At 51.3% G+C, this 25,948-nt stretch carries 20 protein-coding genes; 6 read left to right on the top strand and 14 right to left on the bottom strand.

Annotation, left to right across the window (positions count from 1 at the left end):
* Positions 1 to 2 precede the first annotated feature (2 nt).
* The 4 genes from METLU_RS0104565 to METLU_RS26605 all read left to right on the top strand — a co-directional run bounded on the left by METLU_RS0104565 (position 3) and on the right by METLU_RS26605 (position 4,363).
* Positions 3 to 971: a glycoside hydrolase family protein gene (locus METLU_RS0104565; RefSeq protein ID WP_027157199.1), complete on the top strand. Its 969-nt coding sequence runs from the start codon at positions 3 to 5 to the stop codon at positions 969 to 971.
* Complete coding sequence (locus tag METLU_RS0104560; protein WP_027157198.1) at positions 968 to 1,417, top strand: GNAT family N-acetyltransferase; 450 nt, start codon at positions 968 to 970, stop codon at positions 1,415 to 1,417. The genes METLU_RS0104565 and METLU_RS0104560 overlap by 4 nt, the downstream gene beginning before the upstream one ends.
* A gap of 83 nt (positions 1,418 to 1,500) precedes the next feature.
* The gene (locus METLU_RS24480; protein WP_051299774.1) at positions 1,501 to 3,030 is read left to right on the top strand and encodes a lipopolysaccharide biosynthesis protein; all 1,530 of its coding nucleotides are present in this window, start codon (positions 1,501 to 1,503) and stop codon (positions 3,028 to 3,030) included.
* A 25-nt stretch (positions 3,031 to 3,055) separates the two neighbouring features.
* Positions 3,056 to 4,363, top strand: a complete 1,308-nt coding sequence (locus METLU_RS26605; protein ID WP_027157197.1) for a glycosyltransferase — start codon at positions 3,056 to 3,058, stop codon at positions 4,361 to 4,363.
* Between the two features lie 109 nt (positions 4,364 to 4,472).
* On the opposite strand, the gene METLU_RS0104545 is transcribed toward METLU_RS26605, so the two are convergent.
* The 4 genes from METLU_RS0104545 to METLU_RS28930 all read right to left on the bottom strand — a co-directional run bounded on the left by METLU_RS0104545 (position 4,473) and on the right by METLU_RS28930 (position 8,600).
* The gene (locus METLU_RS0104545; RefSeq protein ID WP_027157196.1) at positions 4,473 to 4,784 is read right to left on the bottom strand and encodes a hypothetical protein; all 312 of its coding nucleotides are present in this window, start codon (positions 4,782 to 4,784) and stop codon (positions 4,473 to 4,475) included.
* 40 nt (positions 4,785 to 4,824) lie between these two features.
* Positions 4,825 to 7,113, bottom strand: coding sequence for a C13 family peptidase (locus tag METLU_RS26600; protein WP_051299773.1), 2,289 nt, complete (start codon positions 7,111 to 7,113; stop codon positions 4,825 to 4,827).
* 246 nt (positions 7,114 to 7,359) lie between these two features.
* Positions 7,360 to 8,196 (bottom strand): L,D-transpeptidase family protein, encoded by an 837-nt coding sequence (locus METLU_RS0104535; protein ID WP_036242845.1) that lies wholly within the window; start codon positions 8,194 to 8,196, stop codon positions 7,360 to 7,362.
* A gap of 179 nt (positions 8,197 to 8,375) precedes the next feature.
* Positions 8,376 to 8,600 carry a hypothetical protein gene (locus tag METLU_RS28930; protein WP_155920444.1) on the bottom strand — a complete coding sequence of 75 codons (225 nt, stop codon included), beginning with the start codon at positions 8,598 to 8,600 and terminating at the stop codon, positions 8,376 to 8,378.
* On the opposite strand from METLU_RS28930, the gene METLU_RS24465 reads away from it, so the two are divergent.
* Positions 8,580 to 9,062, top strand: a complete 483-nt coding sequence (locus METLU_RS24465; protein ID WP_051299772.1) for an REP-associated tyrosine transposase — start codon at positions 8,580 to 8,582, stop codon at positions 9,060 to 9,062. The two genes, METLU_RS28930 and METLU_RS24465, sit on opposite strands and share 21 nt — an antisense overlap.
* A gap of 22 nt (positions 9,063 to 9,084) precedes the next feature.
* Here the strand turns inward: METLU_RS24465 and METLU_RS0104520 are convergent, their stop codons facing one another.
* The 6 genes from METLU_RS0104520 to METLU_RS0104495 form a co-directional block, all read right to left on the bottom strand.
* Positions 9,085 to 10,323, bottom strand: coding sequence for a PepSY-associated TM helix domain-containing protein (locus tag METLU_RS0104520; RefSeq protein WP_051299771.1), 1,239 nt, complete (start codon positions 10,321 to 10,323; stop codon positions 9,085 to 9,087).
* 186 nt (positions 10,324 to 10,509) lie between these two features.
* The gene (locus METLU_RS0104515) at positions 10,510 to 12,942 is read right to left on the bottom strand and encodes a TonB-dependent receptor domain-containing protein (protein WP_231383545.1); all 2,433 of its coding nucleotides are present in this window, start codon (positions 12,940 to 12,942) and stop codon (positions 10,510 to 10,512) included.
* A gap of 633 nt (positions 12,943 to 13,575) precedes the next feature.
* Positions 13,576 to 14,541, bottom strand: coding sequence for a FecR domain-containing protein (locus tag METLU_RS0104510; RefSeq protein ID WP_051299770.1), 966 nt, complete (start codon positions 14,539 to 14,541; stop codon positions 13,576 to 13,578).
* Positions 14,542 to 14,547: 6 nt separating this feature from the next.
* Positions 14,548 to 15,051 (bottom strand): sigma-70 family RNA polymerase sigma factor, encoded by a 504-nt coding sequence (locus tag METLU_RS0104505; RefSeq protein WP_027157191.1) that lies wholly within the window; start codon positions 15,049 to 15,051, stop codon positions 14,548 to 14,550.
* 727 nt (positions 15,052 to 15,778) lie between these two features.
* The gene (locus tag METLU_RS0104500; protein WP_027157190.1) at positions 15,779 to 17,143 is read right to left on the bottom strand and encodes a coiled-coil domain-containing protein; all 1,365 of its coding nucleotides are present in this window, start codon (positions 17,141 to 17,143) and stop codon (positions 15,779 to 15,781) included.
* Positions 17,136 to 18,404 carry a hypothetical protein gene (locus METLU_RS0104495; RefSeq protein ID WP_027157189.1) on the bottom strand — a complete coding sequence of 423 codons (1,269 nt, stop codon included), beginning with the start codon at positions 18,402 to 18,404 and terminating at the stop codon, positions 17,136 to 17,138. The genes METLU_RS0104500 and METLU_RS0104495 overlap by 8 nt, the downstream gene beginning before the upstream one ends.
* A 583-nt stretch (positions 18,405 to 18,987) precedes the next feature.
* On the opposite strand from METLU_RS0104495, the gene METLU_RS0104490 reads away from it, so the two are divergent.
* Positions 18,988 to 20,742: an ABC transporter ATP-binding protein gene (locus METLU_RS0104490; protein WP_027157188.1), complete on the top strand. Its 1,755-nt coding sequence runs from the start codon at positions 18,988 to 18,990 to the stop codon at positions 20,740 to 20,742.
* Between the two features lie 284 nt (positions 20,743 to 21,026).
* Here METLU_RS0104490 and METLU_RS0104485 read toward each other — a convergent pair whose 3' ends face one another.
* The 4 genes from METLU_RS0104485 to METLU_RS0104465 form a co-directional block, all read right to left on the bottom strand.
* On the bottom strand, positions 21,027 to 21,953 hold the full coding sequence (locus tag METLU_RS0104485) for a hypothetical protein (protein ID WP_027157187.1): 927 nt from the start codon (positions 21,951 to 21,953) through the stop codon (positions 21,027 to 21,029).
* Between the two features lie 263 nt (positions 21,954 to 22,216).
* On the bottom strand, positions 22,217 to 23,194 hold the full coding sequence (gene egtD / locus METLU_RS0104475; RefSeq protein ID WP_027157186.1) for an L-histidine N(alpha)-methyltransferase: 978 nt from the start codon (positions 23,192 to 23,194) through the stop codon (positions 22,217 to 22,219).
* Positions 23,184 to 24,491 (bottom strand): ergothioneine biosynthesis protein EgtB, encoded by a 1,308-nt coding sequence (egtB, locus tag METLU_RS0104470; protein WP_027157185.1) that lies wholly within the window; start codon positions 24,489 to 24,491, stop codon positions 23,184 to 23,186. Before egtB ends, egtD begins: the two co-directional genes overlap by 11 nt.
* A gap of 84 nt (positions 24,492 to 24,575) precedes the next feature.
* Positions 24,576 to 25,628: an alpha/beta hydrolase gene (locus tag METLU_RS0104465; protein ID WP_036242844.1), complete on the bottom strand. Its 1,053-nt coding sequence runs from the start codon at positions 25,626 to 25,628 to the stop codon at positions 24,576 to 24,578.
* Between the last annotated feature and the right edge of the window lie 320 nt (positions 25,629 to 25,948).

Here is a 25,948-nt window from a genome sequence, read left to right as displayed (position 1 = left end):
CGATGAGTGCGATGAAATGGAATAAGCTCGGCAAGATCTTTGACCCGACGCATCATAAATTGCCTGACAACTGTGCGCAATTCGCGCAATCGCCGCAAGCACTGGTGTTCGACGATTTCGTGCGCATCTATTTTTCCACCCGCTCGGTAGATAAGAACAACGGGAAATATTTAAGCCATATCGCCTTTGTCGATATGCGGAAGAACTTGCGCGATGTGATTCGCGTGTCCGACAAAACCGTCATTCCGCTCGGCGGGCTGGGTGCCTTCGATGAGCATGGCATCTTTCCGATGAGCGTCATGCGCCACGGCGATGCCGTGTATGGCTACACCTGCGGCTGGAACCGGCGGGTGTCCGTCTCGGTGGATACCGCCATCGGTCTGGCCATCAGCCTCGACGACGGCCTCACCTTCCAGCGCATCGGCGATGGGCCGGTGCTGTCGGCCTCCCTGCATGAGCCCTGCCTGGTCGGCGACGGTTTCGTGAAAGTCATCGGCGATGTGTTCCACATGTGGTACATCTTCGGCACCGGCTGGAAAAAGTTCTCTCCGGACGCCGCGCCGGACCGTACTTACAAAATCGGCCATGCGACCTCCAGCGACGGCATCAGCTGGACCAAGGAAGAGGCGCGGCAGATCATTCCGGACAGACTGGGGCCGGATGAAAGCCAGGCACTGCCGACAGTAATCGGAATCGACGGCCGTCATCACATGTTCTTCTGCTATCGCCAATCGTTCGATTTCAGGCATAACAGGGATCGCGGCTATCGTATCGGCCATGCTTTCTCGGACGACCTGGCGAACTGGACGCGGGACGATAATAATCCGCTGCTTGACGTAACGCCGGGTGACTGGGATGCGGATATGCTGTGCTATCCTCATGTGTTCGAGTGCGACGGCAAGGTGTATTTGCTCTATAACGGCAACGAGTTCGGGCGCTACGGATTCGGGCTGGCCGAGCTGGGAACATGAGCAAACCGGTCAAGTACCGTTTGGACAGGGCATCCGAGGCGGAGATCGCTGAGCACCTCTTGAGCTGCGACGCCGATTTCGTGCCGCCCCTGAGCGGCCGGGTTGAGATAACCGACTATGCCAAAAAGATCGCCGGCAAGGCAGCGAGGTTCGAAGCATGGTCTGGTGACAAGCTGGTTGGGCTGGTGGCTGTCTATTGCAACGATCCGAAGAAGCGCATCGCCTATATCACCAGCGTCAGCGTGCTGCGTGAGTCGACGGGCAAGGGCATCGCCAAGAGCTTGATGAGACAGTGTATAGCGCGCATAAAAGCCTTGGGGATGCACCAGGTCAGACTGGAGGTGGCGAGCGGCAACATGCCTGCCATCGGGTTATATGAAAAGAGCGGGTTTGTTGCCGGCAAGACTAAAGCGCCATTCGTTACCATGGATCTTTATTTGAAATAAAAGACGGGGAAGAGAATGAATAGCAAAGACGGTTGCCATTGCGCGGATGTTAGAGCTGGAAAAACCCTGCTTGAGGTGGAAACATGTCCTTAACCCATAAGTCTCTGTCAGCAGTCTTTTGGAGCGGTGCGGATATTTTTTCGCGCCAGGGACTTCAATTTTTTGTTTCGATTCTGCTCGCGCGATTGCTTTCTCCTGAAGAGTTTGGTTTGCTGGCTATACTGTCCATTTTCACAGGCATCGCGACTCTGTTTATCGACAGCGGTCTCAACTCGGCCCTGATACAGCGGCAGGCTATTTCGCGCAAGGATGAATCCACGGTGTTCTTCTTCAACCTGGTTGCCGGCCTGCTTGTAGCGCTGGCGCTCTGTCTGGCGGCTCCGTGGATTGCCGCGTTTTTTGAGCAGCCGGCCTTGCAGGAAAAAAACCATGGCATGGCCTCGACTCTATTTACAACACCATGGATTGCCGGTTTCTTCGAGCAGCCAATCTTGCAGAGCCTGACCTATGTGATGGCCCTGAATCTATTCGTGGGATCATTCGGATCCATCCAAGGAGTGCTGCTGACCAAGGCACTTGATTTTAAGACTCTGATGAAGGCCAATGCGACAGCCTCGCTGCTGTCCGGTGCGTTAGCGGTGTTCCTGGCGTGGAAGGGATTTGGCATCTGGAGTCTGGCACTGCAAATCCTGGTTTCGACATTGATTTCGGTGACGTTGCTATGGCTGTGGCATCCGTGGCGGCCACAATGGATATTCAGCCTTGTCTCCCTGCGCTCACTGTTTCGTTTTGGCGGGTTCATGTTGCTCTCGGGTCTGTTGGATACGCTATATACCCGCCTTTACAGCGTGATTATCGGAAAGCTGTATTCCGCCCGGGAACTGGGTTTCTACACGCGCGCCGACAATATTCAACAGTTGCCCGTGGGCGTGCTGACCAACGTACTCAATCGGGTGGCCTTCCCTGTGTTTTCCGCCGCCGCGGCCGACAAGGCCCGGTTGGCGCTGGGTATGCGCAAGGTCCTGCGGATAATTATGCTGTTCAACATTCCGGCCATGCTGGGCTTGATGGCAGTGGCCGAGCCTCTCGTGATCACGCTGATCGGCGAGAAGTGGCTGCCGAGCGTGCCGATTCTGCAAGTGCTTTGCCTCGCCGGGATGATGTGGCCTCTGCATGTGCTTAATCTCAACGTACTCATGGCGCAGGGACACTCGAACCTGTTTTTTCGTATTGAAATACTGAAGAAGATCATTGCCATCATCACCATTGTAATAGCCAGTTTCCACGGCGTACTGGCTATAGCCTGGAGCCAGGTTGCCGCGAGCGTTCTGTGTTTTCCGATTAACGCGCATTACACCGGGATTTTTCTCGGATATTCGGCCTGGAAACAGACTCTGGATATTCTGCCCTATCTGGCTGTTTCCGTATTGATGTTATTAGTCATCTGGCCCATTCATATTTATTTCACATTTCATCCAGCCATTCAGCTTGGGCTTATGATTGGATTGGGTGCGTTTGTTTATCTGCTAGCCTGCCGTTTATTTCGTTTAACAGCATTTAATGAGTCATGGACTTTGTTAGTCCGACGCGGAAGCCCCGTGCGGAACCTTTGACCTTTACCTTGAGGAGCATGAACAAATGAACCAAGAAGCGACCGGTGAAATGAAGTACAACGAAGTCAGTGATCCGGCGGTCATGAAATTAACGCCTGTTGTCAGCGTCAATATGGTGACTTACAACCATGGCGCGTACTTGGCCGAGGCTATCGAGGGTGTGATCGCGCAGAAGACCGACTTTCCCATTGAACTGGTCATTGGCGAAGATTGTTCAACCGATAACACTCGCGAGATAGCGCTGGATTACCAACGCCGTTATCCGCATCTCATCCGAGTGATTTATCCGGATCATAATGTCGGGATGCATGGAAATTTTCGTCAGGTCAATGCTGCATGCCGGGGAGAGTTTATAGCATTTTGCGAAGGAGATGATTACTGGATTGATCCCGGGAAACTACGTGAACAAGTGGCTGTGCTTTCGAGATTGAAAAACATCGATATCACTTTCCATAGTTGTTATATCAAATTCGAAAAACAACAAACAAAAATCCTGTCCCATGTCCACTCTTCAACTGACAAGGTATTTACGCTATCAGAGGTGATTGACGGCGATATACGTTTTGCAATGGGTTTTATGCCTACAACAAGCATCATGGTTCGCCGAAGCCTGATAATGTCGATTCAAGATTGGTTTGATCCAACGATATCTCCCGTGGGCGACCATGTCGTGCAAGTTTTTGGTTCGCGGAACGGAGCCTATTATGTAAACAGGCCAATGGGTGTTTATCGTAGAGATGTAGACGGATCCTGGTCAAAAAGAATGAAAAATGATGCGGCTGCATGTGTCGAAATGCACTTGCAATTCCTTTCCATGCTGATGAAACTGAAACAGGCAATTCCTGAACAGGAAGAAGCCTTCCTGCGTCGTATTATTTATAGTTGCGCCCATTTATTAAAAACCGGAACACATAAAAATTTTACACACATAAAAGAATCAATATTACCGGTTCTCAAGGATATTTATACACCGGAAGCAATTAACGACCAGAGCATCGGAAACGAGCAATCGGAATGGGATCTTTTTATAAAACTTGCCGTTGATAGCGGAAAGACCCTGGATTTGGCGGATCAGAAATGCGGGGTGTTTCGGCAATTTTTCAGGGTAGCGAAATCAGTCCTTGATTATGGAATATTGATGCTGAAAATGATCGGCACGAAACCTTCCGATTCAAGTGACGGTGAAAGACAAATAGCGAAGTGGAAAGCGGAAGCGCAAAGGAGTTATCTGTTTGCGCGATGGCAGCGCTTTCGCAAATTGATAATTGAGAAAGTAAGATCAGTTCTAGAGGCAGCAACCGGTACATTCGCTGCGAGACGGGAAGCCGAGTAGTCCCCGGAAGCGATAAGGCTGGACGTTTTCCCGCAGCGTTTTTGGCGTAGGGAAAAATACAAAGACCTATAGAACAATTGCCCAAAGAACACTTCATTAAGAACTGATGTTACGCGGATGATTTTATCCCGTTAGCCGCGCCGGGCACCACAACTTTTAGCGGCGGTAGGCTGGGTTGATAAACCCAGCATTTCGGCCGCCCATGCTGGGTTTCCGCTAAAGCTCCAACCCAGCCTACACAGGCTGGACGTTTTCCCGAAGCGTTTTTGGTGTAGGGAAAAATGCAAAGACCTGTAGAACAATTGCCCAAAGAACACTTCATTAAGAAGTCAAAAAAGTAATCTTCGTCAAGATCAGCTCCAGGTTCTTCTCCATGCTTCTCGAATAGCTCTATGACTTTAATGGCCGTGGCTTCGCTCATGGCTGACAGTAACAACTACAAATCGGCTGATAGCAAAACCTTAGCCGGGCAATGTCATATCGAAAAAAACCGGCAGGATGCTTAACTCGTTCGGGAGCGGGGGCAAGCTTAATATGCGTAAGGAATTGCCGTAACACTGTGCCGTATTAGTTGCAGGTTTATAGTCTACATTTTCAATCCCGCCGTCCTGCATGATATTTGCGACCAGGATGAATTTTTCCGTACTTGCATCGGGTTGTTTGAGACAATCCGTTAACGACTTGGACAGGACGGCGTTTATGGCCGGAAACACGTTCTTTTTTACATATTCCAGCGCCGTCGCGTCCTGCTCGAAGCGCCGGCCTTGCTGGACGCGCTGGTCGAAGGATAAGCCTGCTTCGAGCAATCCCTGCTGGACAGGTCCCACTGTATTACCGGGGGCGACTTCCAAATTCCGCAAGATCCTGGCGATATTGCGTCCCACATCGATTTGCGGGCCGGACGCATCCAGACCCTCGCTTTGCTCCCGTTCTTGTATCAGATGGCGCGCCTGGTCGAAGGCCGTAATAAATGAATCGCCGGTCGCAAGCGCCTTGACGAAGTAGGACTCGGCGAAGTAGGTATAGCGGGTAAAATCGCCGCAGCCGTATGAGACATGGTCGCGGCTGGAGGCGGTCATTACCAGAGTGTTATCGTCTTTCAGCACATCCAGAAAACCGCCCGAATAACAGGCCGAGACCACGATTATCCGGTTGCGTATGCCGGCATTGTCCAGCATGGCCTTTAAATTCTCGGCTGTCAGATCGTTCAGGCTTAACGGCCAGAACGAGACAGACAGTCTGTGATCCTTGGCGCCATGGGAACTAAGATAAAGGAACAGCACATCTTCGTTCTTATCCATGCGCTGAGCAATTCCCTGCAAAACGGCCTCCAGGTTGTGCCGGTTGGCGAGCGGTGCGCTGTACACGGTATCGGTATTATTCACCAGCACCAGAGAGCGGCCAGCAGTGTTAAAGCGGCGGTCCAGCAAATTTCTGGCAAAGCTGACGTCATTGAAAAATACCCTTTCTTCCGCTTGCCCGGCAAAACCAACAAAATAAAGGTCTGTCTTTCCTTTACGCTGAGTTTGCAACGCCCCCAATTCATCACCGACCAGCCCCGGTTGCCGATAAAACAAGTCTTCCTCATCCAATTGGCTTGCCGCCTCGTACTCCGCGGAACCATCGTCGGCTTCCGAAGTGTAATACAAACGATGCGACGGTAATAATCCAGCCAAGGATAGGGTAAAAAAGGCATAAATACTGATCAAAAGTAGTGCGGAAGGCGCTGGCTGACAATACAGCTGCCGTATGATTCTGAACACAGCTGCCAATGTCCAGACTACAGCCGCTATGTATAATCCCCACAGCACTTTCGGAAAATCCTGCAACCAACGTTCGGCGGCCAGCCAACTCGAAAAGTAGATTAGATGGATAACGATTTCCGACGCGGAAATGATGACCAGCAGCCGCAGCATATTCGCGCGTTGCATCAGCAAATTGCTGATGCAGGCGACGCCACCTAGCATCAATAAAGTGGCGGTGCCGAATTTACTCAACCCGTAAAGATTGAATTCCGGAGCCGGCCTTGCGTCGATGTAGTCCACGATGCCGATGCACAGCAGGTTCAACAGCAGCAATTGCAGGAATATGCCAAAAGAGACGCGGAAAGAACGCGGGTCATAATCGGTGAAGAACACGATGCGAGCCGCCTGCAGCAGGTTCGTAACCAGTGCCTCGGCCGAAACCAAATTCCGGGGCGAAGGTAGTGTCGGCAGTGTTTTTTCGGCGTTGTCGGGATGCGACGACCATAAATCACGCACCTTTTCGGCAAAATTATCGACATTGGCCTCGTCTCCCAATGCCAGGCGAGGAATGGGAATGGCCACATCGCGGCGCAGGTATAAATACAGATCGGATTCAGAGACTTCGAATCCAAGTATTTCGGGCCAGGCATAAAAGCTCATGCCTCCATTCGGCGCCTTGTAGGAAATGCCGGCAGGCGTCAGATTGAGCAGGTAGTTCCCCACATACTGTTCCAGCCAGCCCTGCCCGTATTTGGATTGTTGCCAGATCCGCCGCCAAACCACCGAAGCGAAAAACAGCACAACGGGCAATAGCCCCATTAAATAGGGGTACCAATTTCCGTTCTCTCGTTCATGCAAACGTAATTCAAACGAAACAATGACACCAATAAACACCCCGATTCCTATACGCTGGGCCATTCCGCCAGTCTGCTGACGCAGGCGCAGCAGCAAATGCCGGCGCAAGTTTTCCAAATCGGATCCCTGCAATTGATAGCTGATTTCCATGTGTGTACCGTATATTTTTCCTGGTTGACTGTTAAGAATAGCACTTCAACCTTTGATGTCTACACGGTATAGCCAACATTTCATGGATGATAAACGGGGCGGGATAATTCCCAAAAGCTACATTTCGAATGACTGAACAAGACTCTCAACTGACATTAAAAATTTGAATCAATTGGCTGATTTGGGTCGATCTTGTCGATTCCAACATTCCAGTTCAAATCGAAGCAAACACGCCAGACTGGGCGATCATAGCCCAGCGGCAGCCACCGGCTTCGGCCTAGGCGAGAGGGCTTTAATTTCGCGTGAGATCCGCGAATAAAGCTCCGGGGTCCATGCCGGGAGTCCTTCGATGTCAGCTTTCAAAGGGAAAGTTCTGGGGTCGTGCGGGGCAATCACAACTTTCACATTTTCGGCGCCCGCGTGCGCGGTCAGGACGAAAAGCTCCTCTATCGTTTCATCGTCCATGGCCAGGCAGCCGAGGGATTTGGCCTTGCCATGAATAAAAATATCCGTCCCCGGATCGGCGCGCTCCTCCTGCCAGGCATGGAAGAGGTCGAATTCGTTGGGGTAGTTTAATTTCATCGACAAGTGGAAATGGCTGTTCGGATTCAGTCCCGCGATCCGGTAAACGCCTTCCGGCACCTGCATGTCGCCTTCACGCAATTTGGGGCCGGACACACCGCTGGCGGCGCGGATGCGATAATCGCGGATGAAACGGAACTCGCCGCCGTCCCTGGCCCAGAGCTCCAGCTTCATTTCCTGTTTCAAGGCGATGAAGGTGACTTCCCGGGGAGGATAGCTTACCTTCGCCTTGTCGAAATGGGATTTGAGTTTGCCCGTTGCGTAGGGGCCATAAATTTGCAGAACATCTTGCACGGTCCGTTGGACGGGCAGTTTATTAGGCGGGATGTCATGGATCTTCCGCGCGGCTTGAACTTGTGACTTGACGACCATGGCGTTGGCTGAGGGGACGGCGGGCTTGTGTCCGGAACAGGCGTTGAGGAGTCCTGTCGCGGCCAAGCCGACAATGATTCTGGCGGTTGATTTAATCATAAGCGCTGAAAATGAAGTGGTGGTCGGCATAGTTTAGGTAACCCTTAACCTGTCCGCAAGCTCAAGATTTACCCGTCGCAGCGGGATTAAAATAGCCGACTTTGCAAGAGGGTGATAGCCCCTTACTCTAGGCATCCTGGCCGCGTATGTGAAAATCATACGGTGTGAAGTGCAGGCCATGTCGCCGATCTTTATTCTGGAATCTCCAATCATTCGATGAATTCGCAATCCGTGACATAGTCCTCCGAACCGATAACCGTGCTTATATCTTGTTTGCCTTTGACTTTGATATGCAGCGCGGTAGGATGCGGTGAGGCACGAACCGCATCGTTCGAGAAGCCCAACCGGACAAGCTTAATCCATAACTGAATATCGCCGTTTTCGATACCCTTGGAGGCACCTGGTTTTTCACTGTGAACCTGGCCGAGCGTCATGGCAACGGCCTATTGATAGACCGGATTGACACGTTACGATCCGCTTTTGCTCATGTAAAAAGCAAACATTCATTCGAGATAGTGGCTGCGGTTATATTGCCGGATCATTTGCATTGCATCTGGACATTACCCGATGGCGATTCTGACTTTTCCGTTCGATGGAGCTTAATCAAGGCTTATTTTTCTCGTCACATCGAAAAAGGCGAAAAAATTTCCCAAAGCCGGAAAAAACGGGGAGAAAGAGGCTTGTGGCAGAGGCGGTTTTGGGAGCACCTTATCCGTGACGAAACGGATTATCGACAGCACGTCGATTACATTCATTGGAATCCGGTGAAGCATGGATACGTAAAATGCGTTAAAGAATGGCCTTATTCCAGTTTTCACAGATATGTCGCGCATGGGATTGATCCTGAAAGTCGGGGTGATGCGGTCGAGTTATTTCCGGCAATGGCTGGAGAATAACTCGATCGATGCGGTTCGTGCCTCACCGCATCCTACCGCGCTTTGCCGCTCGCCGCTTTTGCAGCCAGCGGATCACGCCGGTGACAAACAACACTGGACAAATCAGCCCTGACAAAAACACCAAAATTCGCCCTGTTACACCAAACGCCTGCCCTGAGTGCAATGGCCATTGCCAATGCGTGAACACCTCTCCCGCCGTGCCAATTGCAGGATCGTCAACATCAAGGATTACCCCGCTGTAACGGTCGATCACCACACATCGCCGGTGTAACAAGCTCCCCGGTTCTTCCACGCCGTCTTTACAAACGGTATAAGTCCCGGTCGGCTCGGTCGCGCCATAAATCCAATCGGCTCGCCCTGTGGGATAGCGTTTTTCGGCAATGTTTACCGCATCCGCCATGGTAATCGAAGATTTCTCGGGTGTTGGTTTTGACTTAAACCAGTAACGATAAGTTACTGGCGAAAATAGCTCCAATACGGGCACTACATGCTGTGGAACGTCCATATAAACGCCTGAAAACAACACTGGAATAAGCACGATTATCGAATAAAATCCGAAAGTCTTATGCAAATCGAAGTTCAACCTTTCAGTGCTGGCCTTGAATTTGATCGTGACGGCCTGCCGCCATTTTCCGGTCAGCGGCCACCAGACGATCAGTCCGGTCAGCATAGAAATGATCAACAAAGCCCCCATGATGCCGACAATCAGATAACCAGGGTCTTCACCTAAAAATAGGGCGTAATGCAACTCGAAAATAAAGCCTATAAAGGTCTTTGGGAATGGGCTGTCGGAAGAGCCCATCAAGCGTTTGCCGACGATTTGCGTGGTATAAGGGTTGACATAGACTTCCCAACTTTCGGTCACGCCTTCCTGTCTCCCCGTCAATGGCAGGGAAAAATGCAGTTTAAAAGCCGCTTCATTATTGCGGGGATAATTGGCAAATGTATGTGCGGCATTTTCGGGCATCGCTGCCCGGCCCGCCTGGAAAATCTCTGCCAACGGTTTGTAAACAGGGTTAGCTTCGGGCGCTTTCACCGTCAAAAGATTCGGGTTCAACAATTCATTGATTTCGGCATGAAAGACCAGGATGCTACCGGTGATGCCGAAAATGGACAAAAACAAACCCAATGCCAAACCCAACCATAAGTGTACGTCCAGCCAATGCTTGCGGCGGGCTTTAAGTTTTGTTAGACGGTTTCGTTTGGCATCCGGGCTTTTCACAGCTTCGCCTTGCGGTAAATTATGGTCGAATAATTTCATGGTTTTGCTTATAGCTCGGGCTGACTATGCGCGCAACGCATCCAGTCTAGTTGTTGTCAAGCACGTAGCCCGTATGCAGCGCAGCGGAATACGGGAATGGCGCGGGCTACGCTGTTTTATCGTTAACCCAACACATCCCAGCCATGATTGTTGGGTTGTTACACAGCAAGCAACCCAGCTTTATACTTAATATCGATACTCGAAGCCGCCAAACACCATGCGTGTCGGGCCGGGATTAAATAGGGCTGCATCCAAACCATTGGCATTGCCAGTAACAAAAACTGAAGACGCGTAAAACTCGTTGGTAAGATTACGTCCGTCGACAAATACTTTCCAATGCTTGCCGTCGTCCCAACCCATTCTGGCATTCAATAAAGTATAAGGTCTGGCGGCTAAGGTATTAGTAAAATCCACCCAATTTGAGCTGGCGATCTGTGCGTTTGGCCCAATGTAGAAACCACTGGGATGCTGATAGAGTGCCTCAACACGCGCAATATGTTCAGGAATACCGGGCAAACGATTATCGCCTAACCGCTTATCACTATCGAAATGGAAGTTATTCCAGGTGTAATTTCCACTTAGCCTGAGTTGGTCGCCCGATGTAATGACATCTAGCGGTACTGTACTTTCAAGCGCTAACTCAATGCCGGTATGCTGGGTTTTTCCAGCGTTGGCAGTCGTGAAGTCTCCGCTACCAAAAGGAGGGGTGGGGGTAATGAGAATTTCATCATTCAACCAGGCGTGATAAAAAGCCAAATCCCATTTCAGCCAGTCCACTTGACCACGGGTACCGATTTCTACGGTGCTGGCTGTCTGGCTAGTTCGGGTTGGCTGTAGAAACATATCACTTAAATTAATCATAGGGGGTGTTTCTGCGCTGCGACTTAAGTTGCCGTACAGTTGCGCTTCTTTTGTGGCTTGCCAAGTAAAGCCCAGCTTGGGATTGAAGTTAAAAAAGTCCTGATCAGCCTGACTGCTCGGACTTTCTGGGCTAGGCACATAGCCTATCTCCCGCTTGTAGTCTACCTTGCGATAGTTGATTTGCCCGCCAACAACCAAAGTAAAGGCATCGGTAAGACTTAATTGATCTTCCAGATAGGCTTCCACGTTAGTCCAGTGGTCTCGTTCTTGATTCAATAAGGGGCCTCTCTGGATGCCCCCGTCTGGAGTTGTAGTGCCATCAAAATTGCGGTCTTTAATCCACATCCATTGATTTAGCCCACCCCAAACCACTTTATTCTTCAAGCCAAATACCTCGCCGTTGATCTCATGTCGCCATGAAAAGCCGGCATCCTGCCAGTGATCTCGAAAATAACCAAAAGGAAAGGAGAATGAAAAATTTTTGTCGAAGTAATAAGCGCCAATATCAAAACGATCCCCATCGTCTAACTTTATCGAATGACGTAAATCGACACGATAAACAGGAAAACCGGTGGGTGGTACGGCTGTCGTAGGGTTTTGATTGGGATTATCGCTGACTTGTTGTTTCGTTATCGGATCTGGATACAGGTAATTATGATTTTGGATGTCAACGGAGAGTCGGGTTTCATGGTTCTCGTTCCAACGATAGCCAATGTTTCCATAACCCAAGAACTGCTCCTGCTGATTGTTTGCTCGGGTAGTATTAGTGTCAATATAGGAGAACGATCCAAAGGCATCAAAGCCTTTTCCCAAAACGCCGCCTGCACTAATGGAAGGTCTTACATAGCCGTTAGTGCCGTAAGTCATGCCTACCTTGAGCCGATCAGCGGTATAACCGGTGGGTGTGATGAAGTTGATTGCACCACCCAAACTGCTGGAGCCATATTCAAGGGCGCTGGCACCTCGGTAAACATTAATATGATCAATCGCATAATAATTAAGCGATTCCGTATCTGTGTCTCCGTTAGCGTTGGTAAATGGCAGTCCGTCGCGAAGAATTTTTAAACCCCGTATCGGCGAAATGAACGAATTGATGTCGGAACCCCGGATGGAAATGCGCGACCCACCGGTGGCCCCACTACCAAGGTCTCCCACATAAACACCTGCTGTGTTCGCCAGTGCATCGCTTACAGTCAGCGCTGCACCTTCTTTAATGCGTTCTCCGTCAATGACGGTTGTTGCGCCAGGGACACGGTTTAATTTTCGTTCAGATTCTACTATCGAGCTGTTAGTGATGCTATAGCTGTAGTTATAAGGATCATTCACATCTAGCTCCATGTCCCCCGTCACCATCACTAGCGGTAAAGTCACAGGATTGGCTTGACTTTGTTGCTCTGCAACTTTCAATGTCACCGTATTACCCGCGGTAAAAACATGAACCAATCCACTACCCGCCAATAGCTTTTGGAAGCCTTCTTCCACCGTGTATTCACCATTCAATCCCGGACTGCTTTTACCATCAGTCAATCGGGCATCCGCCGATAACAGGATGCCTGCACTACCGGCAAACTGGCTGAGCGCATGGCTTAACGTACCGCTACTGATGTGGTAATGGCGCTTGGTGGCGTTATCGCTATTACCTTCCGCCATGGCGGAAGGTACGACGATTAAAGCAGAAGCCAATAGCAAACCGTTGATGGTTTGCTGCAAGCGGGACGATTGTCGCCCGAGACTCCGGTTGTTTTTTCGCTTTGACATGGTGTTTTCCCTTTTAAAAAAATGTTGCTCTCATCCCTATTGCCAATCGAAAACGAAAAAAGGGAACTCAAAAATGGAAAAAATTTAAAATAATTTTTAACCTATTGTTTTTGCATGAAAAATAATTTTAAATCTTTATCTCTCGTGAGCTTTGCTGGATGATGGTCATCACCCTGATAGTGAACAGCTGATGTTACTCGCGGCGCCTTGTCATCTGAACAGTGGTACGCATGTGTAGGTGGGAATTCATTTATGCCCTGCCTCGGGGAAGAGCTTCGGGTCGAATGAATTCGACCCTACAGTTCACTTTCTAAATCCGTTTCAATTCAACTGATGCGTAACATCAGTGAACAATATGCCCATCAAACACTGGCGGCCAGTGTGTTACATAAATATGTTTCGGGTAGTTTGCGTGATCTTTCGGCAATGAAATCGCTTGAGTGAACGGGTGCCAAGCAATCTTCCCGTCTAGCCCGCGGCTTGAGCTCGGCGCGCCGCAAAGCCGTTTTCAACGCTGTCCTTGGTTGCGCCTATGCCGGCAGGTATCGGCGCGCGAGCCGTTTCGACTTTGGTGTTGAATAAGACTCCCGTAATATTCCTCTGATCGGGTCGACGAGCATCCTTGTATCAGTCCTAACGCGGCAATACTTTCACCCACAGCGGCAGTGGGTTTGAGATCTTGACTGGCAGGGTTTCTTCCAGCATGGCCAGAACGCGCCCGGTATCGTTGAGCGGGAAGGCGCCGACGATGCGCAGAGCGGCAATCTGCGGATCGCAGGTGATATAACCGTGCCGGTAGCGGTTGAGTTGCAGGAGAAATTCGCTGAGAGGCATGTTGTCGGCCAACAGAAAGCCTTGCGTCCAGGTAGGGCGGTCAGCACGCATGGCGGTTGCGGCCTCGATCTGTTCCGCATTGAAACGCGTGGTTTGTCCGGCATGCAGGGTTAGTTTGCTTGATTCCGGTTCGCTCGGTTGAATCTCGACGGCATCGGCAAATACGCTGACTTGGCTGTTGCCGGATAACTGCCTGACGCTGAAACGCGTGCCTAACGCACGAACCCGGCCTTCCTGGCTATCGACGACAAAGGGTCGATATAATCCGGCATTGTCTGGCGCGGTTTCGATGTAGATTTCGCCGGATACCAATTGCAGTTTGCGTAGGTCGGGCGTGTATTCCACATTGAAGGCGCTGTCGGTATCCAGGATAACTTTCGTGCCGTCGGCCAGGGTGATGGTTTGTATGGCGCCTATCGCCGTTTGGTAATCCGCCGTCCAGGCCTGTAAATAGCGGCCTTGGGAAATTTGCCAGCCGAACAGGCCAACAGCGCTAAATATTGCCAAGGCTTTTAGTGTACGTCGACGGTAAAGGTCAGGCTGATCAAGGGCGGCAAAGGCTGCTTGCGATGGCAGGTTTTGTAATTTGCGGGTAAAAAACTCGACCCTTGACCACGCTGCCTGATGGTCGGGGTGGGCGTTCAACCATGCCTGCCATTGCTCAATTTCGGTTTCGGATACTTGGCCCGAACCTAATATTGCAAACCACTCGGCGGCTTCCGCAAGAATGCTGGGATGAATGTCTGTGCGGTCGGACTTTAACACTTGTTTTTAAAATTCCGTGGTCAGAAGATGGAGCATGGCGCTGGACATGTATTTTTTGACCATGCGATCCGTTACGCCCAGTTGCTTGCCAATTTCGACATAGGTCAGGCCATCCAATTGTGCCATTAAAAATGCCTTGCGCACCTTGGTCGGCAGTTGATTGAGCAGATCATCCATTTCCTGAAGCGTCGCCAGGATAATCGCATTCTCTTCAGGCGATGGCATCAAGGCTTCGGGATAGGCGGCGATTCTCTCCAAATAGGCCTGTTCTATCGCCGATTTGCGCCAATGATTAATGAGCAAGCCTTTGGCGATGGTGATTAAGTAGGCACGCGGCTCGCGTATGTCGTGAACACCGTTTGAGGCGATAACACGCATGAATGTATCGTGGGCATGATCCTCGGCCTGCAAGCGGCACTGTGCCCGCTTCTGCAGCCAGCCGAGCAGCCAGGAATGATGCTCGCGATAAAGCTGAGCCAGCGCATCATTGGCAACTAATTCAGTCGTCATTGATAATGCCCGTCCATGGTTGAATCACTTGATTTGAATGCATAATACCGATTATTGATCATGATCCTTGTTATCCTGCTTCGTTCTGTTGATTGCTGATTTGGCCGTCCTCGAACAGTTTGGATTTTGAGCAAAAAACATTCCATGAATTCGCTGTCGCGTTTTAGTCTTGAGGGTGGCTTGGATATTTGTCTAAAAAATCAATTTATTACAATATTTTTGGCATTGAAGCCAATTGGCCGTGGCAACGGTTTTCCAGTCACAGCCGAAAAGTCAATAACGAAAAAGTGTGTCATATCACCTATTTTTTATTTAAAAATAGGTGATATGACGTAAATATTGAGAAAAAATGAACGCCATTATCCGGCTGGATAATGGCAGTGTTTGAAGCCGTCGCCAAGGTCATGACCAGCACTCAGTGTTCCGGCATTGGGAAATTGTCGTTTGTGACGGTGGTGTAATGAACGATTAGTGATTTTGGAGTCGGCAATTTTCGTGGTTGCTCAATGGCGGGTAATGACTAGGCTGACAACGTTTCCTCTATGTCTTCAACGTCGGGATGCTATCAGCAACCCGACGCTCAAAGAGCGTTATATTTTCTTCACTGACTGTCTGAAAATGGCACAACTCTGCCTATCAGCCTCAGATATCATTGAACCTAATTTTTGCATCTGCCAAATAATGAAGTATGGATTCTTACATCATGTTGTTACCAAATTTCATGCTGTTAATCGGGAGATTCCAGAAGCTTGTCGGCCGGTTTATTGACAGCCAGCATCAGTTCGGCGCGCTGTTTTTCCAGGATCAGCAATTCAATTTCGCGGCGTAGATACTCGTCCGATTTTTCAGTGGCTTCGAAACGTTTTTGCTGTTCCTTGATTTCGGCTTCCAGCTGCATGCCTTTCAGACGCGACTCGTACTCAATTTTGTCCGTCTGCAGTTTCTGCTGCACTTTGCTTCTTTCCCGCTGCTGACGTTCCTGAGCCATGAGTTCAGCCTCCAGATCCATTTGTTGCAGGCGCTGCTGCTGTTTAAGGCTTTCGATATGCATCTTTTCCTTGGCCTCGTTCCAGCGCGCCTGCTGCTTTTCAAATTCCCTGATCTCGGCCTCCAGCGCGGTTTCCTTTAAACGCGCCCCGTGAGCCAGCTGATTGAGCTGGTTTTGCTGCTCGGTTTCGCGATGCAGGGCCTGCCGTTTTTCCTGTTCCTCGACTTCAGCCCGCCATGCCATCTCTTTCAACGCGTTTTCGTGTTTGATTTTTTCGGCATGCAGGCGCTTTTCCATGTCAAATCGCTCGGCTTGTAATTTTTCTTCGTCCTTTAGAAGCAATTGCTGGTTTTCAGCATCCTGAATGGCTTTCAGCCTTCGCAGTTCCTCTTCCCTGTTCAGTTGCTGCAATTGCAGTTGTTCATGCAGCAATTTCTGGTTTTCCAGTTCCTGCTCCTGGCGCTGCTTCTCCTGCGCCTGTTTTTCACGGAATTCGAAATTCTTTTTAACCACGCTCAGATAAACGGATTCCTGCGCAAACCGGCCGTCCAGTCCCGCATCGTCAGGAAATTCTTCGAAGGCAGGCTTCAGTGTGCAAAAAGTCCGGCATTGGATGTTGCGCACCATCAGCAACTCGTTGACGGCGTGGGCTATTTTCTGTTCCGTATCCTTCAGGCCTGATTGTATCCAGGCGCCGTCGTCCAGATTTAATAGTTCCCTGTCGATAACATCCCTGACCAGGCCTTCATAGGCCGCTTTGATATGCCGGTTGATATCGGGCAACAACTCCCAGTTGGCGGTAGCGTACTTGACCGAGGCCTGAAAGCGAATATCGAGCCGCGTCGTTATCGTGCAGAAACCATCATAGAGCTTGTTATTGGCCGTTAAGGACCAATCGGCTATTGTGAGCGGATAGACGGTATGATAAAAGCGTTTGACGAATTTCTCCGGCCGGCTGAACAGCTTGCTGTAAAAGCCGAGCCGGCTATGAACGATGCGCCGCTCAGCTTCAAAGCCGGGGTCCCAGTTTTCCTGCCCGATCGTTTCCTCGTGGAAACCAAATCCGCCCAGCCATTTTTCCAGATCAGTGTTATCGTTATTCATGGCCGGCCTGCTGCAATGCTTCCAGTTTAACGGGGGATTCAGCCTTGATGGCGCGGATTTTATCCCCCATGCGCTGAGCGATCAACGGATACAGGTTGGGCGCGAATTCGACAGTTCGGGCATCGACCTTGCGCAGAAAACCGCGGCTCAGCAATAATCCGACGGCAAACATTCTCGACCAGTCGGAATAGCGCCTGGCCCGTTCCAGCTCGCTTTTCTCGATCACCATTTCAAGCTCGTCGTTTTCATTGATCCGAAACTCGGTGAATTGCCTGAGGCACTCGAAAATCAGCTCCTGCTCCTGTTCGGTCAAAGGTCCGGGCGCCGTCATCTCCAGCCGGTACGAAAGCAGCACCGTAAAAAATTCGATCATGGATGCGCAGATAAACGCAAATGGAGAAAAGTCTTTCCACATCAGGAACGACGGCTGCACGCCTTGCACAAACTGCGCATAGGACATCACAACGGGCACTTCGGGCACGGCATGGCCTAAACCTGTCGCCAGCTGGTTGAATCTGATCTGTACGTCGTTGAGGCTCGACAGCACCGTCTGATAGGCGCTGCTTTCATCCTGCCCGAGGCTCACCTGCCTGAGGCCGGCCTGCAACTTGCGCATGTCGTCGTCCAGCTGCTGGAAACCCTGTTCGAGCCGGGCCAATTGCTGCGTTTTAGCCTGGTAAAGATCGTTATAGCGTTTCCAGAACGGTCCCTCACCGACCTGGTTTCTGTACTCGACGGCAATCTGCGGGTGCGTGCCGAAATAGGCTTGCGAGACTTCTTTCGACGCCACCTCCAACTGCGCGCGCTGCTGTTCGAGAATCCCGGTTTTTACGGCCAGGATTTTGTTCAGGTAATTATTAACCTCCTCCCTTACCTGATTCAGTCGGTTGATGTGCAGATTTTCCTTTTCGGATATTTCGTAAAACTGAAAATAAGAAAATGAAACCGAGGCGATGATGGCGACTAAAAGAGAAGCTAGCACGCTGATATAGCGAATCCGGTTGGCTTTCCAGTGGATGCCGGCAATTTCGAGCGAACAGATGACGATGATGGACTGAACCGCCACGGTAATGATCAGCGCGATCCATGGCGTGATGAAATGGGACATGCCGTAGTAAGTCGTAAACCCGGAGGCAAGACTCAACAGCAGGACAATAGGGATCGTCCATATCCTCAACAGGCCGATGAACAGCGTCTGGATACGATTGATGATGCCCCCGGTACCGCCCGAGCCCATATCGCGAAAATTATTTATGTTCATGCCTCACACCTTGATGAGTCTTACCGATGCGAGAATTTGCGGGATATGTTTCAGCTACTTTCATATCGGTGTTTATGTGACTGGTTATTATTAGTAGGCATTGGGATCAAGGCCTTTATGTCTGTATTTCAATAGGTTAAGTATGAATACTTATAGCCGGCTTTGAGCCGTGCGGTCAAGATAATATTTAAGACCGCGCTTCCCGAAATCTTGCAGCCGGCCGGGGCTTGTTGCCCCGGCCGAAACGTTTGGCGTCGGTCAAGCACGCTACTTGCTTCAGACAGCGCGGAAACGTTAGAGACGGGGTTACAAACCCCATCCTGCTTGAGCATTGCAGTTCCGGGAAGGTACGTGTTGCTCACCCTACCGCTGTTCTGTCACTTTTAACGATGGCAGGCTGGGTTGGAGCGTTAGCGGAAACCTGGCGTGAAGAGCCCGCAATGCTGTCTCGGGTCGAATAAATCCGACCCTACGGAGATGAGGTTGCAAACCTCGTCCAGCTTGGGGTTATATAAAAAACAACAGAGGCTCAAGTTTATAAAATGGTACATTAATCGCTCGAAAAAGCATTAAACAGCACACAATGGACATTATATTCAAAGAGTACGGCCGGGTTGTCTGGCAGAAAAAATGGTATTTCCTGCTGGCCCTATCCGCTTTGACCTGCGCCGTCGTGCTGGATTTATCGGCCCCCCTCTATTATAAAAACATCGCCAACGGGCTGGCGGCGCCCTACTCCGACGCGACCCTGGCCTCTTTGCTGGACAACCTGAAAACGATCGCCATGATCTACGCCGGCGTCTGGCTGTCGTGGCGCCTGCTGGAAGTCGCGATCGTGCCGCTCGATGGCGGCGGCGTCAATCTGCTGGAAAAACGCTGCTTCGAGGTGCTGAAAAAACAGAAATACGCCTTTTTCGAGAACAGTTTTTCAGGCAGCCTAATCAAGCAGGCCAATCGTTTCTCGCGGTCTTTCGAAATCATCATGGACTGGTTCCTGTTCCAGTTCTTCATGAATATCGTCGCGGTCATTATTTCGTTCGTGATTTTCTACCGGCAGCAGCCGCGGTTCGCGGTTTATTTTTTGGTCTGGGTGGTTCTGTTCGTGACCTGGAACATCGCCTACTCGATCTGGAAACTGCGCTTCGACCAGGCCGTGGCCAAGGCTGATTCGAAAGTCGGAGGCGCTTATTCCGACGCCATCAGCAATATCTTCATCGTCAAAAGCTTTGCCCTGGAAGCCAAGGAGCAGGCTCAGATCAACCAGGCTTCGGATTTCGTCTACCGCAGGAAGAAGATCGCCTGGCTGCTGATGTTCATTTCCTTCGCCGTGCAGGGCTTGATGACGTTCGGCATAGAGCTGCTGCTGGTTTATCTGATGATCCAGAAATGGCAGGGCGGCAACTTCCAGGTCGGCGAGTTCGTGCTGTTTCAATCGATCATGCTCATGCTGATTCAACGGCTGTGGGAATTCGGGCGCAATTTCCGCAATTTTTTCACGGCGCTGGCCGATGCTACCGAAATGGCCGATGTTTTCAGGCAGCAGGACCTGGAAGTCGATGCCAGTGATGCCAGACCGCTGAACATCACGAGAGGCGCAATCCGCTTTGACAACATCAGCTTCAGCTATGACCCGTCGAACCCCAGCCAGCCGAAGCTGTTCGAGCACTTTTCGCTGTCCATCAAGGCCGGCGAGAAGGTCGCCCTGGTCGGCTCTTCCGGTTCCGGCAAATCATCGTTGACCAAACTGCTGTTTCGCTTTCTCGACCCGCAACAGGGCAGCCTGTCTTTCGACGGCCTGCCGGCCAAAGCTTTTACGCTGTCAGCCCTGCGCCAGCAGATCTCCATGGTGCCGCAACAGCCGGAGCTGTTCCATCGCTCGGTGCGCGACAATATCACGCTGGGCGATGACATCCCGGAAGCGCGGCTGGTCGATGCAGCCCGGAAATCGCGCAGCCTGGAGTTCATAGAAAAATTGTCCGAAGGATTCGACACGCTGGTCGGCGAGCGCGGCGTCAAGCTGTCCGGCGGCGAAAAACAGCGCATCGCCATTGCCCGGGCGTTTCTCGAGGATGCGCCGATCGTCGTGCTGGACGAAGCCACCAGTGCGCTCGATTCGCTGACCGAAAAACAGATCCAGGTCGCCATTTTCGAGCTGATCAAGGACAAGACCGCCATCGTGATCGCGCACCGGCTGTCCACGATATTGAACATGGACCGCATCGTCGTGCTGGACAAAGGCAAAATCATCGAACAGGGCACGCACGAACAGTTGCTCGCCCAAAAAGGCAAGTACCACGCCATGTGGCAGCATCAACGTGGGGATTTTCTGGGTGAATGATGCGGTATTTTTGACCTGAGCCCGGGAGAAGAGGCTTTTGTAATAAAAGGAAAAGACGCTTTCGATGCTCATTTTTTCCCAAAACGCAGCATCCTTGAACCGGTCAATGATCAACTCAAGGCGACCGGCACTCCTGAGCACTCGCGGCCTCGTTCTTTCGCTCGTTATCTGGGCCGTAGCATCGCCAGCCTGGCCGCTGATGCCCATCAAGATAAAAACCGGCTCTTCAATGGCTTGAGGCCGATTGACTGCCATGTCTCCAAGCGGCTTAAACCGGACCGAGGTTAAGAAGAAAGATTTTTGAGTATGTCTTTTAGCGAAACAAGGTTCAACGTGATTCTGAATAAGACGTCATTGTTTTGTAACAACCCGTAACAATTATAGGTCCGTCGCATGATATTGGTCTGGTTTAAGGTATTGTTCCTTGATTCCGGGCGTTGATCCACCAGAATATGCAGCTTTTCATTATTTTTAAGCGAGCTTAAATAGTGCCGATCCACTGAAATTTCATGAGACGTATAAACCATGGGATTAAGTTTAAAGTCATGATTTTCTAATTGCGCTTTTTCCAGCAAGGCACCCGAGCTCAGGCTGCAGGGAAATATCTCCGGATACTGCGCAATATGCCTTAACTCGTCGAAATAATCGGATTGCTCGGCGAACGACCCGGACAGAAAATTTTTAACCGCCCCGTTGTTCAGATATTTCCGTTTAAGAAAATAATCAGTGCCGGGAACGATGGTGCAATCCGGAACTTCATTAAGATCGGGCAGACTGTCAAGTTTGGTGTCAGCTAAAAATAGCGGCGCCTGGGTTTCTTTTTTAAAGCCCAGCAGCACGGTTTTGTCGTCCGATTTCATGACAATGCGATTGCTGAGGGTCAAGGTGGGGATGGTATTAATCAGTGTTTTTTTAATATCCAGATAGACTGGTATCCGAGGGCGGACGGCGTTGACAAAAGTGACTTGATAATTGCTGAAGCGCAGATTATTTTCGGTGATTACCCTATTTTCACGATGCGCTTCCCGATACAGGCGCAGTTGATATTCGATGAGGGTATTGAGTTGAAAACCCAACACTATAGGGCCTTTGAACGGGTTATGCACAATCTGTAGCCATTTGTACTTATCATGGAACAAATTGAAGTCATCTGAAGCGTTTCGTGCTACTTCTATATGCAGCTGTTCGAAGATAAACGGGTAATTATTCATTGTTTTTTTAACACTATTTTATAAGTTTTTTTGTTTGCTGGTGAAGTTGACAGCATCTTGCGCGCTTTATCCCTCTGCCGTATTCGTTCCAGTTTACCAGCGTTTGGTCATTTGCTCAGCGATTAACGTTGCACATGTTTCAGGCAAAACAATTGTGTGTTCAGTCTGGGCTGGTTTTTGTTGGAAAAGGTGAACGTCGAAAACGTCTTTTTCTTTTATAACAAAGACCAGCTCTTTTTTCTTATCCCGAACCGAGACTCTATTTAAGAGGCTCTAACGGCAAAGTAGTGCACGCAAAACAGGCTGTCCCGATCGCACCAGCAGCGGTCCGGTTCGAATCCGGCGTTATGGGCCAGCGTCTGGAATTCCTCGATCCCGTATTTATAGGAACTCTCGGTATGGATTGTTTCACCATCCAGAAAATTAAACGTCTCGCCGGCCACGATGACCTGCTGACGGTATTCGCTGCACAAATGCATTTCGATGCGTCCTCGCAGCTCATTGTAGAAAGCTTGGTGGTGAAATCGATCAAGGTCGAAATTTGCCGCCGCTCTGGCATTAATGTAGCGCAGCAGGTTCAGATTGAACTGGGCCGTCACGCCAGCGCTGTCGTTGTAGGCCGCATTCAAAATAGCGGCATCCTTTTTCAGATCGAAGCCGATCAGCAGGCCGCCGTCGGGCTGCACGCACTGTGCTACGCTGCGCAACAGGTTTTCCGCCGCCGCCGGCTCGAAGTTGCCGATACTGGAACCCGGAAAGAAAACGATCTTCCTTTGCGCATCCGACAAAAACGGCAACGCGAAACGCTGCGAATAATCCAGGCAGGCTGCATGAATGTCCAGCCACGGGCAATCGGCTGCCAGCGCGCGACTGGCAGTGAGCAGATGCTCTCTGGCAATGTCGACCGGGATGTAAACGGCAGGCTTCAACGCCTCCAGCAACAGCCGGACCTTGCGGCTGTTGCCGCTGCCCAGCTCAATCAGGGCGCCGCCCTGCCCCAGCGTTCGGGCAATGCTGTCCGCGTGTTCGGTCAGAATGCCCACTTCGGTACGGGTCAGATAATACTCGGGTAAATCGCAGATCGCCTCGAACAGCCGGCAGCCTTCGGGATCATAGAAAAACTTCGGCGACAGGGCCTTCCGCGGACGCCGCAGCCCTTCGACGACCTCGCGCCGGAAATCGGCCGGCGGCGGCTTCAGGTCGGAAAAGCGCAGACGCGGTTCGACCAGTTCAGTCCGCATCGGCGGCCAGCCTTATGCCCATGAACTGCCAGCGGTCGGCAGGGTAAAAGAAATTGCGGTAAGTGGCCGCGATGTGCGACTGCGGCGTCACGCAGGAACCGCCGCGCAGCACCAGCTGATTGCACATGAATTTGCCGTTGTACTCGCCCAGCGAGCCGTTCAGCGGCTGAAATCCGGGATAAGGCCGGTAGGGGCTTTGCGTCCATTCCCAGACATCGCCGAACAACTGAACCGGCCCGTTTCCTGCGCCGGATTCAGCGGCCACGGGATGCAATATACCGGCTTCGCGCAGATTGCCGTGGACCTCGCGGTCCTGCGCTGCGACCTCCCACTCCGCCTCTGTCGGCAAGCGTTTGCCGCACCAGCGCGCGTAGGCATCGGCCTCGTAAAAACTGACATGGCAGACCGGCTCGTTCCGGTCCAGGCGCCTGAGCCCGGCCAGCGTCATGATCCACCATTGGCCGTCGATGTTTTCCCAGTACAGCGGCGCCTGCCAGTTTCTTTGCTGCACGGCCGCCCAGCCGTCGGAGAGCCACAGGTCGGCGCGCCGATAGCCGTCATCCTCGATAAAAGCCAGAAACTCGCCGTTCGTCACGAGGCGCGAGGCCAGCTGAAAATCTTCCAGATAGACCTTGTGCCGTGGCATCTCGTTATCGTAAGCGAAATCCGTGCCCGAGAAACCGATCTCGCGCAGACCGCCGTCATAGGCCAGCCATTGCAGCGGAACCGGCGCTTTCCCGGCATGGTCGGGCGCTGGCCGATAAGCCGGGCGCAACGGATTGAACGCGAAGTTGTATTTGATGTCGGTCAGCAGCAGTTCCTGGTGCTGCTGCTCGTGGTGCAGTCCCAGCACGGTACGGAAAATGATCCGGTCGCGTTGGGGAGCGTCAGCGATGGCTACCAGCTCCGCCATCGCGCTATCGACATGGGCGCGATAGCGGCAGACTTCCTCGACAGTCGGTCTGGACAGCAAACCGCGTTGCGGGCGCGGGAAAAAACTGCCGACGGTTTGATAATAGGAATTGAACAGGTAGGCGAAGCGGGGATAGAAAACCTGGTACCCGGGCAGAAAAGGGACCAGCAGAAAGGCCTCGAAAAACCAGGCCGTATGAGCCAGATGCCATTTCGGCGGGCTGACATCGGGCATGGCCTGGATGCCATAATCCTCGATGGCGAGCGGCTCACACAACTGTTCCGTTTCACGTCTGACGGCCCGGTACTGAGCCAGCACTTCGCTCGAAAGGGCCTGATACGGTATTGCCGAATTGCGGGGAACTGCAAAGTCGGTACGACGCATGCCGAACTCCTTATCAGAGTTGAACTGACAGGCATCCTAAATCCGAATGCTTTTCAAGTCAAACCGAAAAAACCTCATATTTTTTCAGGAACTGTCATCCTCTCTGGCGGTCGCCAGTACCTGTTCGGCATGTTTGTCGGCGCCGGAAGGCAGCGGCTCTCCCGATGATTTGATCCAGGCGACGATGTCTTTCCATAAAACCGGAGCCTGCAGATCGCGCAACAGCATGTGATAACCGTTTTGATAGAAGGCGACTTTTTTTCGCTGCTGCTGACGGTTTTGCAGAAAATCCTGCAGGAAACGCAGTGTGGGCTGTTTCGGAATAATATCGTCTTTTTCGCCATACAGAACCAGCGTATCAGTTTGTATTTCCTTGGCGCTGTGCAGCGCCGCATCCATCAGATTGGTCAGGCCGTAAAGCGCTTCGACACGCGTAGACTTAATGACCAGCGGATCGCGGCCGAGCTCTCTGAGCATCTCGATATTGTCAGAAGGCGTGACTTTGACGACGCCTTTGCCGGTCAGTGTCAGCCAGGGCATGGTATGTGACAGCGCCCACAGTAGTGTCTGCTGATACCAGGGCATCGTCTCCCGGCCCCATACAGCCGGCGCGGCCAGAATCAATCCATCCACGGGTGTTTTCAAGGAGCGCGCCATTGTCGCAATGATCACAGCTCCGCCCATGCTTTCGCCCAGCAAGTAAACCGGCAGGCCCGGGTGCTTATCCCGGACCAGACGCACGAACAAGTCCAGGTCCTGCACATAGGCATCAATGCCGCTCCACAAACCCCGGCGCGGGCTGCCGCCGAAGCCGCGCTGATCATAAGCGTAACTGGCAATGCCTTGCTGTCGGAAAAAATCACCGGGCTGCTGCAAAAAATGGCTGTAGTCGTTGAACCCATGCAGCGCAATCAGCACCGCTGAAGCCTTATTATTCTCGGGCAGCCATTGTCTGAGCGGCAGTTCGATGCCATCGGGCGTCACATAGCGGTTTTCCAGTATCTGCCCACTGGTGACATTGGGGCCGGGTTTGTAAATTCCTGGGCTACAGGCTGAAAGGGTACAGGTTGAAATTACAGCCAGCATTAACATAAACAAGCTGAGCATCGAGGGGAAAATAACAAGGCGTTTGATCATTCGGAGGGATTACTACATTCTTAAATCAATTGGGACGCTCTATAGAGAGCTAATCGAAGCACAAGTTGCAACAGAGGCTGAGAAATATGACGGAAATATTAAAAAGATTTCCAATACAATGATTTCCAACAGCTTGAAGTGATAAATATTTTTCACTAGGACCCCATGAAGCGCTTTACCGTCCCGGCCTTGTTAAGCCACAAGAGCCGGTAAATGACAGAACCATTTCCTGTCCATACAATCATCCGGGTCCTCTATGACTATCAATGCAGAACAGTTCCGGAAACTCTGGACAATAGCCAAGCCGATGCCCTCTTTCA

Source organism: Methylobacter luteus IMV-B-3098 (genome assembly GCF_000427625.1).
Classification (GTDB): domain Bacteria; phylum Pseudomonadota; class Gammaproteobacteria; order Methylococcales; family Methylomonadaceae; genus Methylobacter; species Methylobacter luteus.
This window is presented reverse-complemented; position numbering and strand designations above follow the sequence as displayed.

What these genes read in the sequence shown, in the direction of transcription:
- METLU_RS0104565 (WP_027157199.1), top strand. Translation starts at nt 3, where the DNA reads ATGAGTGCGATGAAATGGAATAAGCTCGGCAAGATCTTTGACCCGACG.
- egtD (WP_027157186.1), bottom strand. Translation starts at nt 23,194, where the DNA reads ATGCGGACTGAACTGGTCGAACCGCGTCTGCGCTTTTCCGACCTGAAG.
- METLU_RS26600 (WP_051299773.1), bottom strand. Translation starts at nt 7,113, where the DNA reads ATGGAAATCAGCTATCAATTGCAGGGATCCGATTTGGAAAACTTGCGC.
- METLU_RS0104495 (WP_027157189.1), bottom strand. Translation starts at nt 18,404, where the DNA reads ATGAACATAAATAATTTTCGCGATATGGGCTCGGGCGGTACCGGGGGC.
- egtB (WP_027157185.1), bottom strand. Translation starts at nt 24,491, where the DNA reads ATGCGTCGTACCGACTTTGCAGTTCCCCGCAATTCGGCAATACCGTAT.
- METLU_RS26605 (WP_027157197.1), top strand. Translation starts at nt 3,056, where the DNA reads ATGAACCAAGAAGCGACCGGTGAAATGAAGTACAACGAAGTCAGTGAT.
- METLU_RS0104560 (WP_027157198.1), top strand. Translation starts at nt 968, where the DNA reads ATGAGCAAACCGGTCAAGTACCGTTTGGACAGGGCATCCGAGGCGGAG.
- METLU_RS0104515 (WP_231383545.1), bottom strand. Translation starts at nt 12,942, where the DNA reads ATGTCAAAGCGAAAAAACAACCGGAGTCTCGGGCGACAATCGTCCCGC.
- METLU_RS28930 (WP_155920444.1), bottom strand. Translation starts at nt 8,600, where the DNA reads ATGACGCTCGGCCAGGTTCACAGTGAAAAACCAGGTGCCTCCAAGGGT.
- METLU_RS0104500 (WP_027157190.1), bottom strand. Translation starts at nt 17,143, where the DNA reads ATGAATAACGATAACACTGATCTGGAAAAATGGCTGGGCGGATTTGGT.
- METLU_RS0104465 (WP_036242844.1), bottom strand. Translation starts at nt 25,628, where the DNA reads ATGATCAAACGCCTTGTTATTTTCCCCTCGATGCTCAGCTTGTTTATG.
- METLU_RS0104535 (WP_036242845.1), bottom strand. Translation starts at nt 8,196, where the DNA reads ATGCCGACCACCACTTCATTTTCAGCGCTTATGATTAAATCAACCGCC.
- METLU_RS0104545 (WP_027157196.1), bottom strand. Translation starts at nt 4,784, where the DNA reads ATGAGCGAAGCCACGGCCATTAAAGTCATAGAGCTATTCGAGAAGCAT.
- METLU_RS0104520 (WP_051299771.1), bottom strand. Translation starts at nt 10,323, where the DNA reads ATGAAATTATTCGACCATAATTTACCGCAAGGCGAAGCTGTGAAAAGC.
- METLU_RS0104485 (WP_027157187.1), bottom strand. Translation starts at nt 21,953, where the DNA reads ATGAATAATTACCCGTTTATCTTCGAACAGCTGCATATAGAAGTAGCA.
- METLU_RS24480 (WP_051299774.1), top strand. Translation starts at nt 1,501, where the DNA reads ATGTCCTTAACCCATAAGTCTCTGTCAGCAGTCTTTTGGAGCGGTGCG.
- METLU_RS0104505 (WP_027157191.1), bottom strand. Translation starts at nt 15,051, where the DNA reads ATGACGACTGAATTAGTTGCCAATGATGCGCTGGCTCAGCTTTATCGC.
- METLU_RS0104490 (WP_027157188.1), top strand. Translation starts at nt 18,988, where the DNA reads ATGGACATTATATTCAAAGAGTACGGCCGGGTTGTCTGGCAGAAAAAA.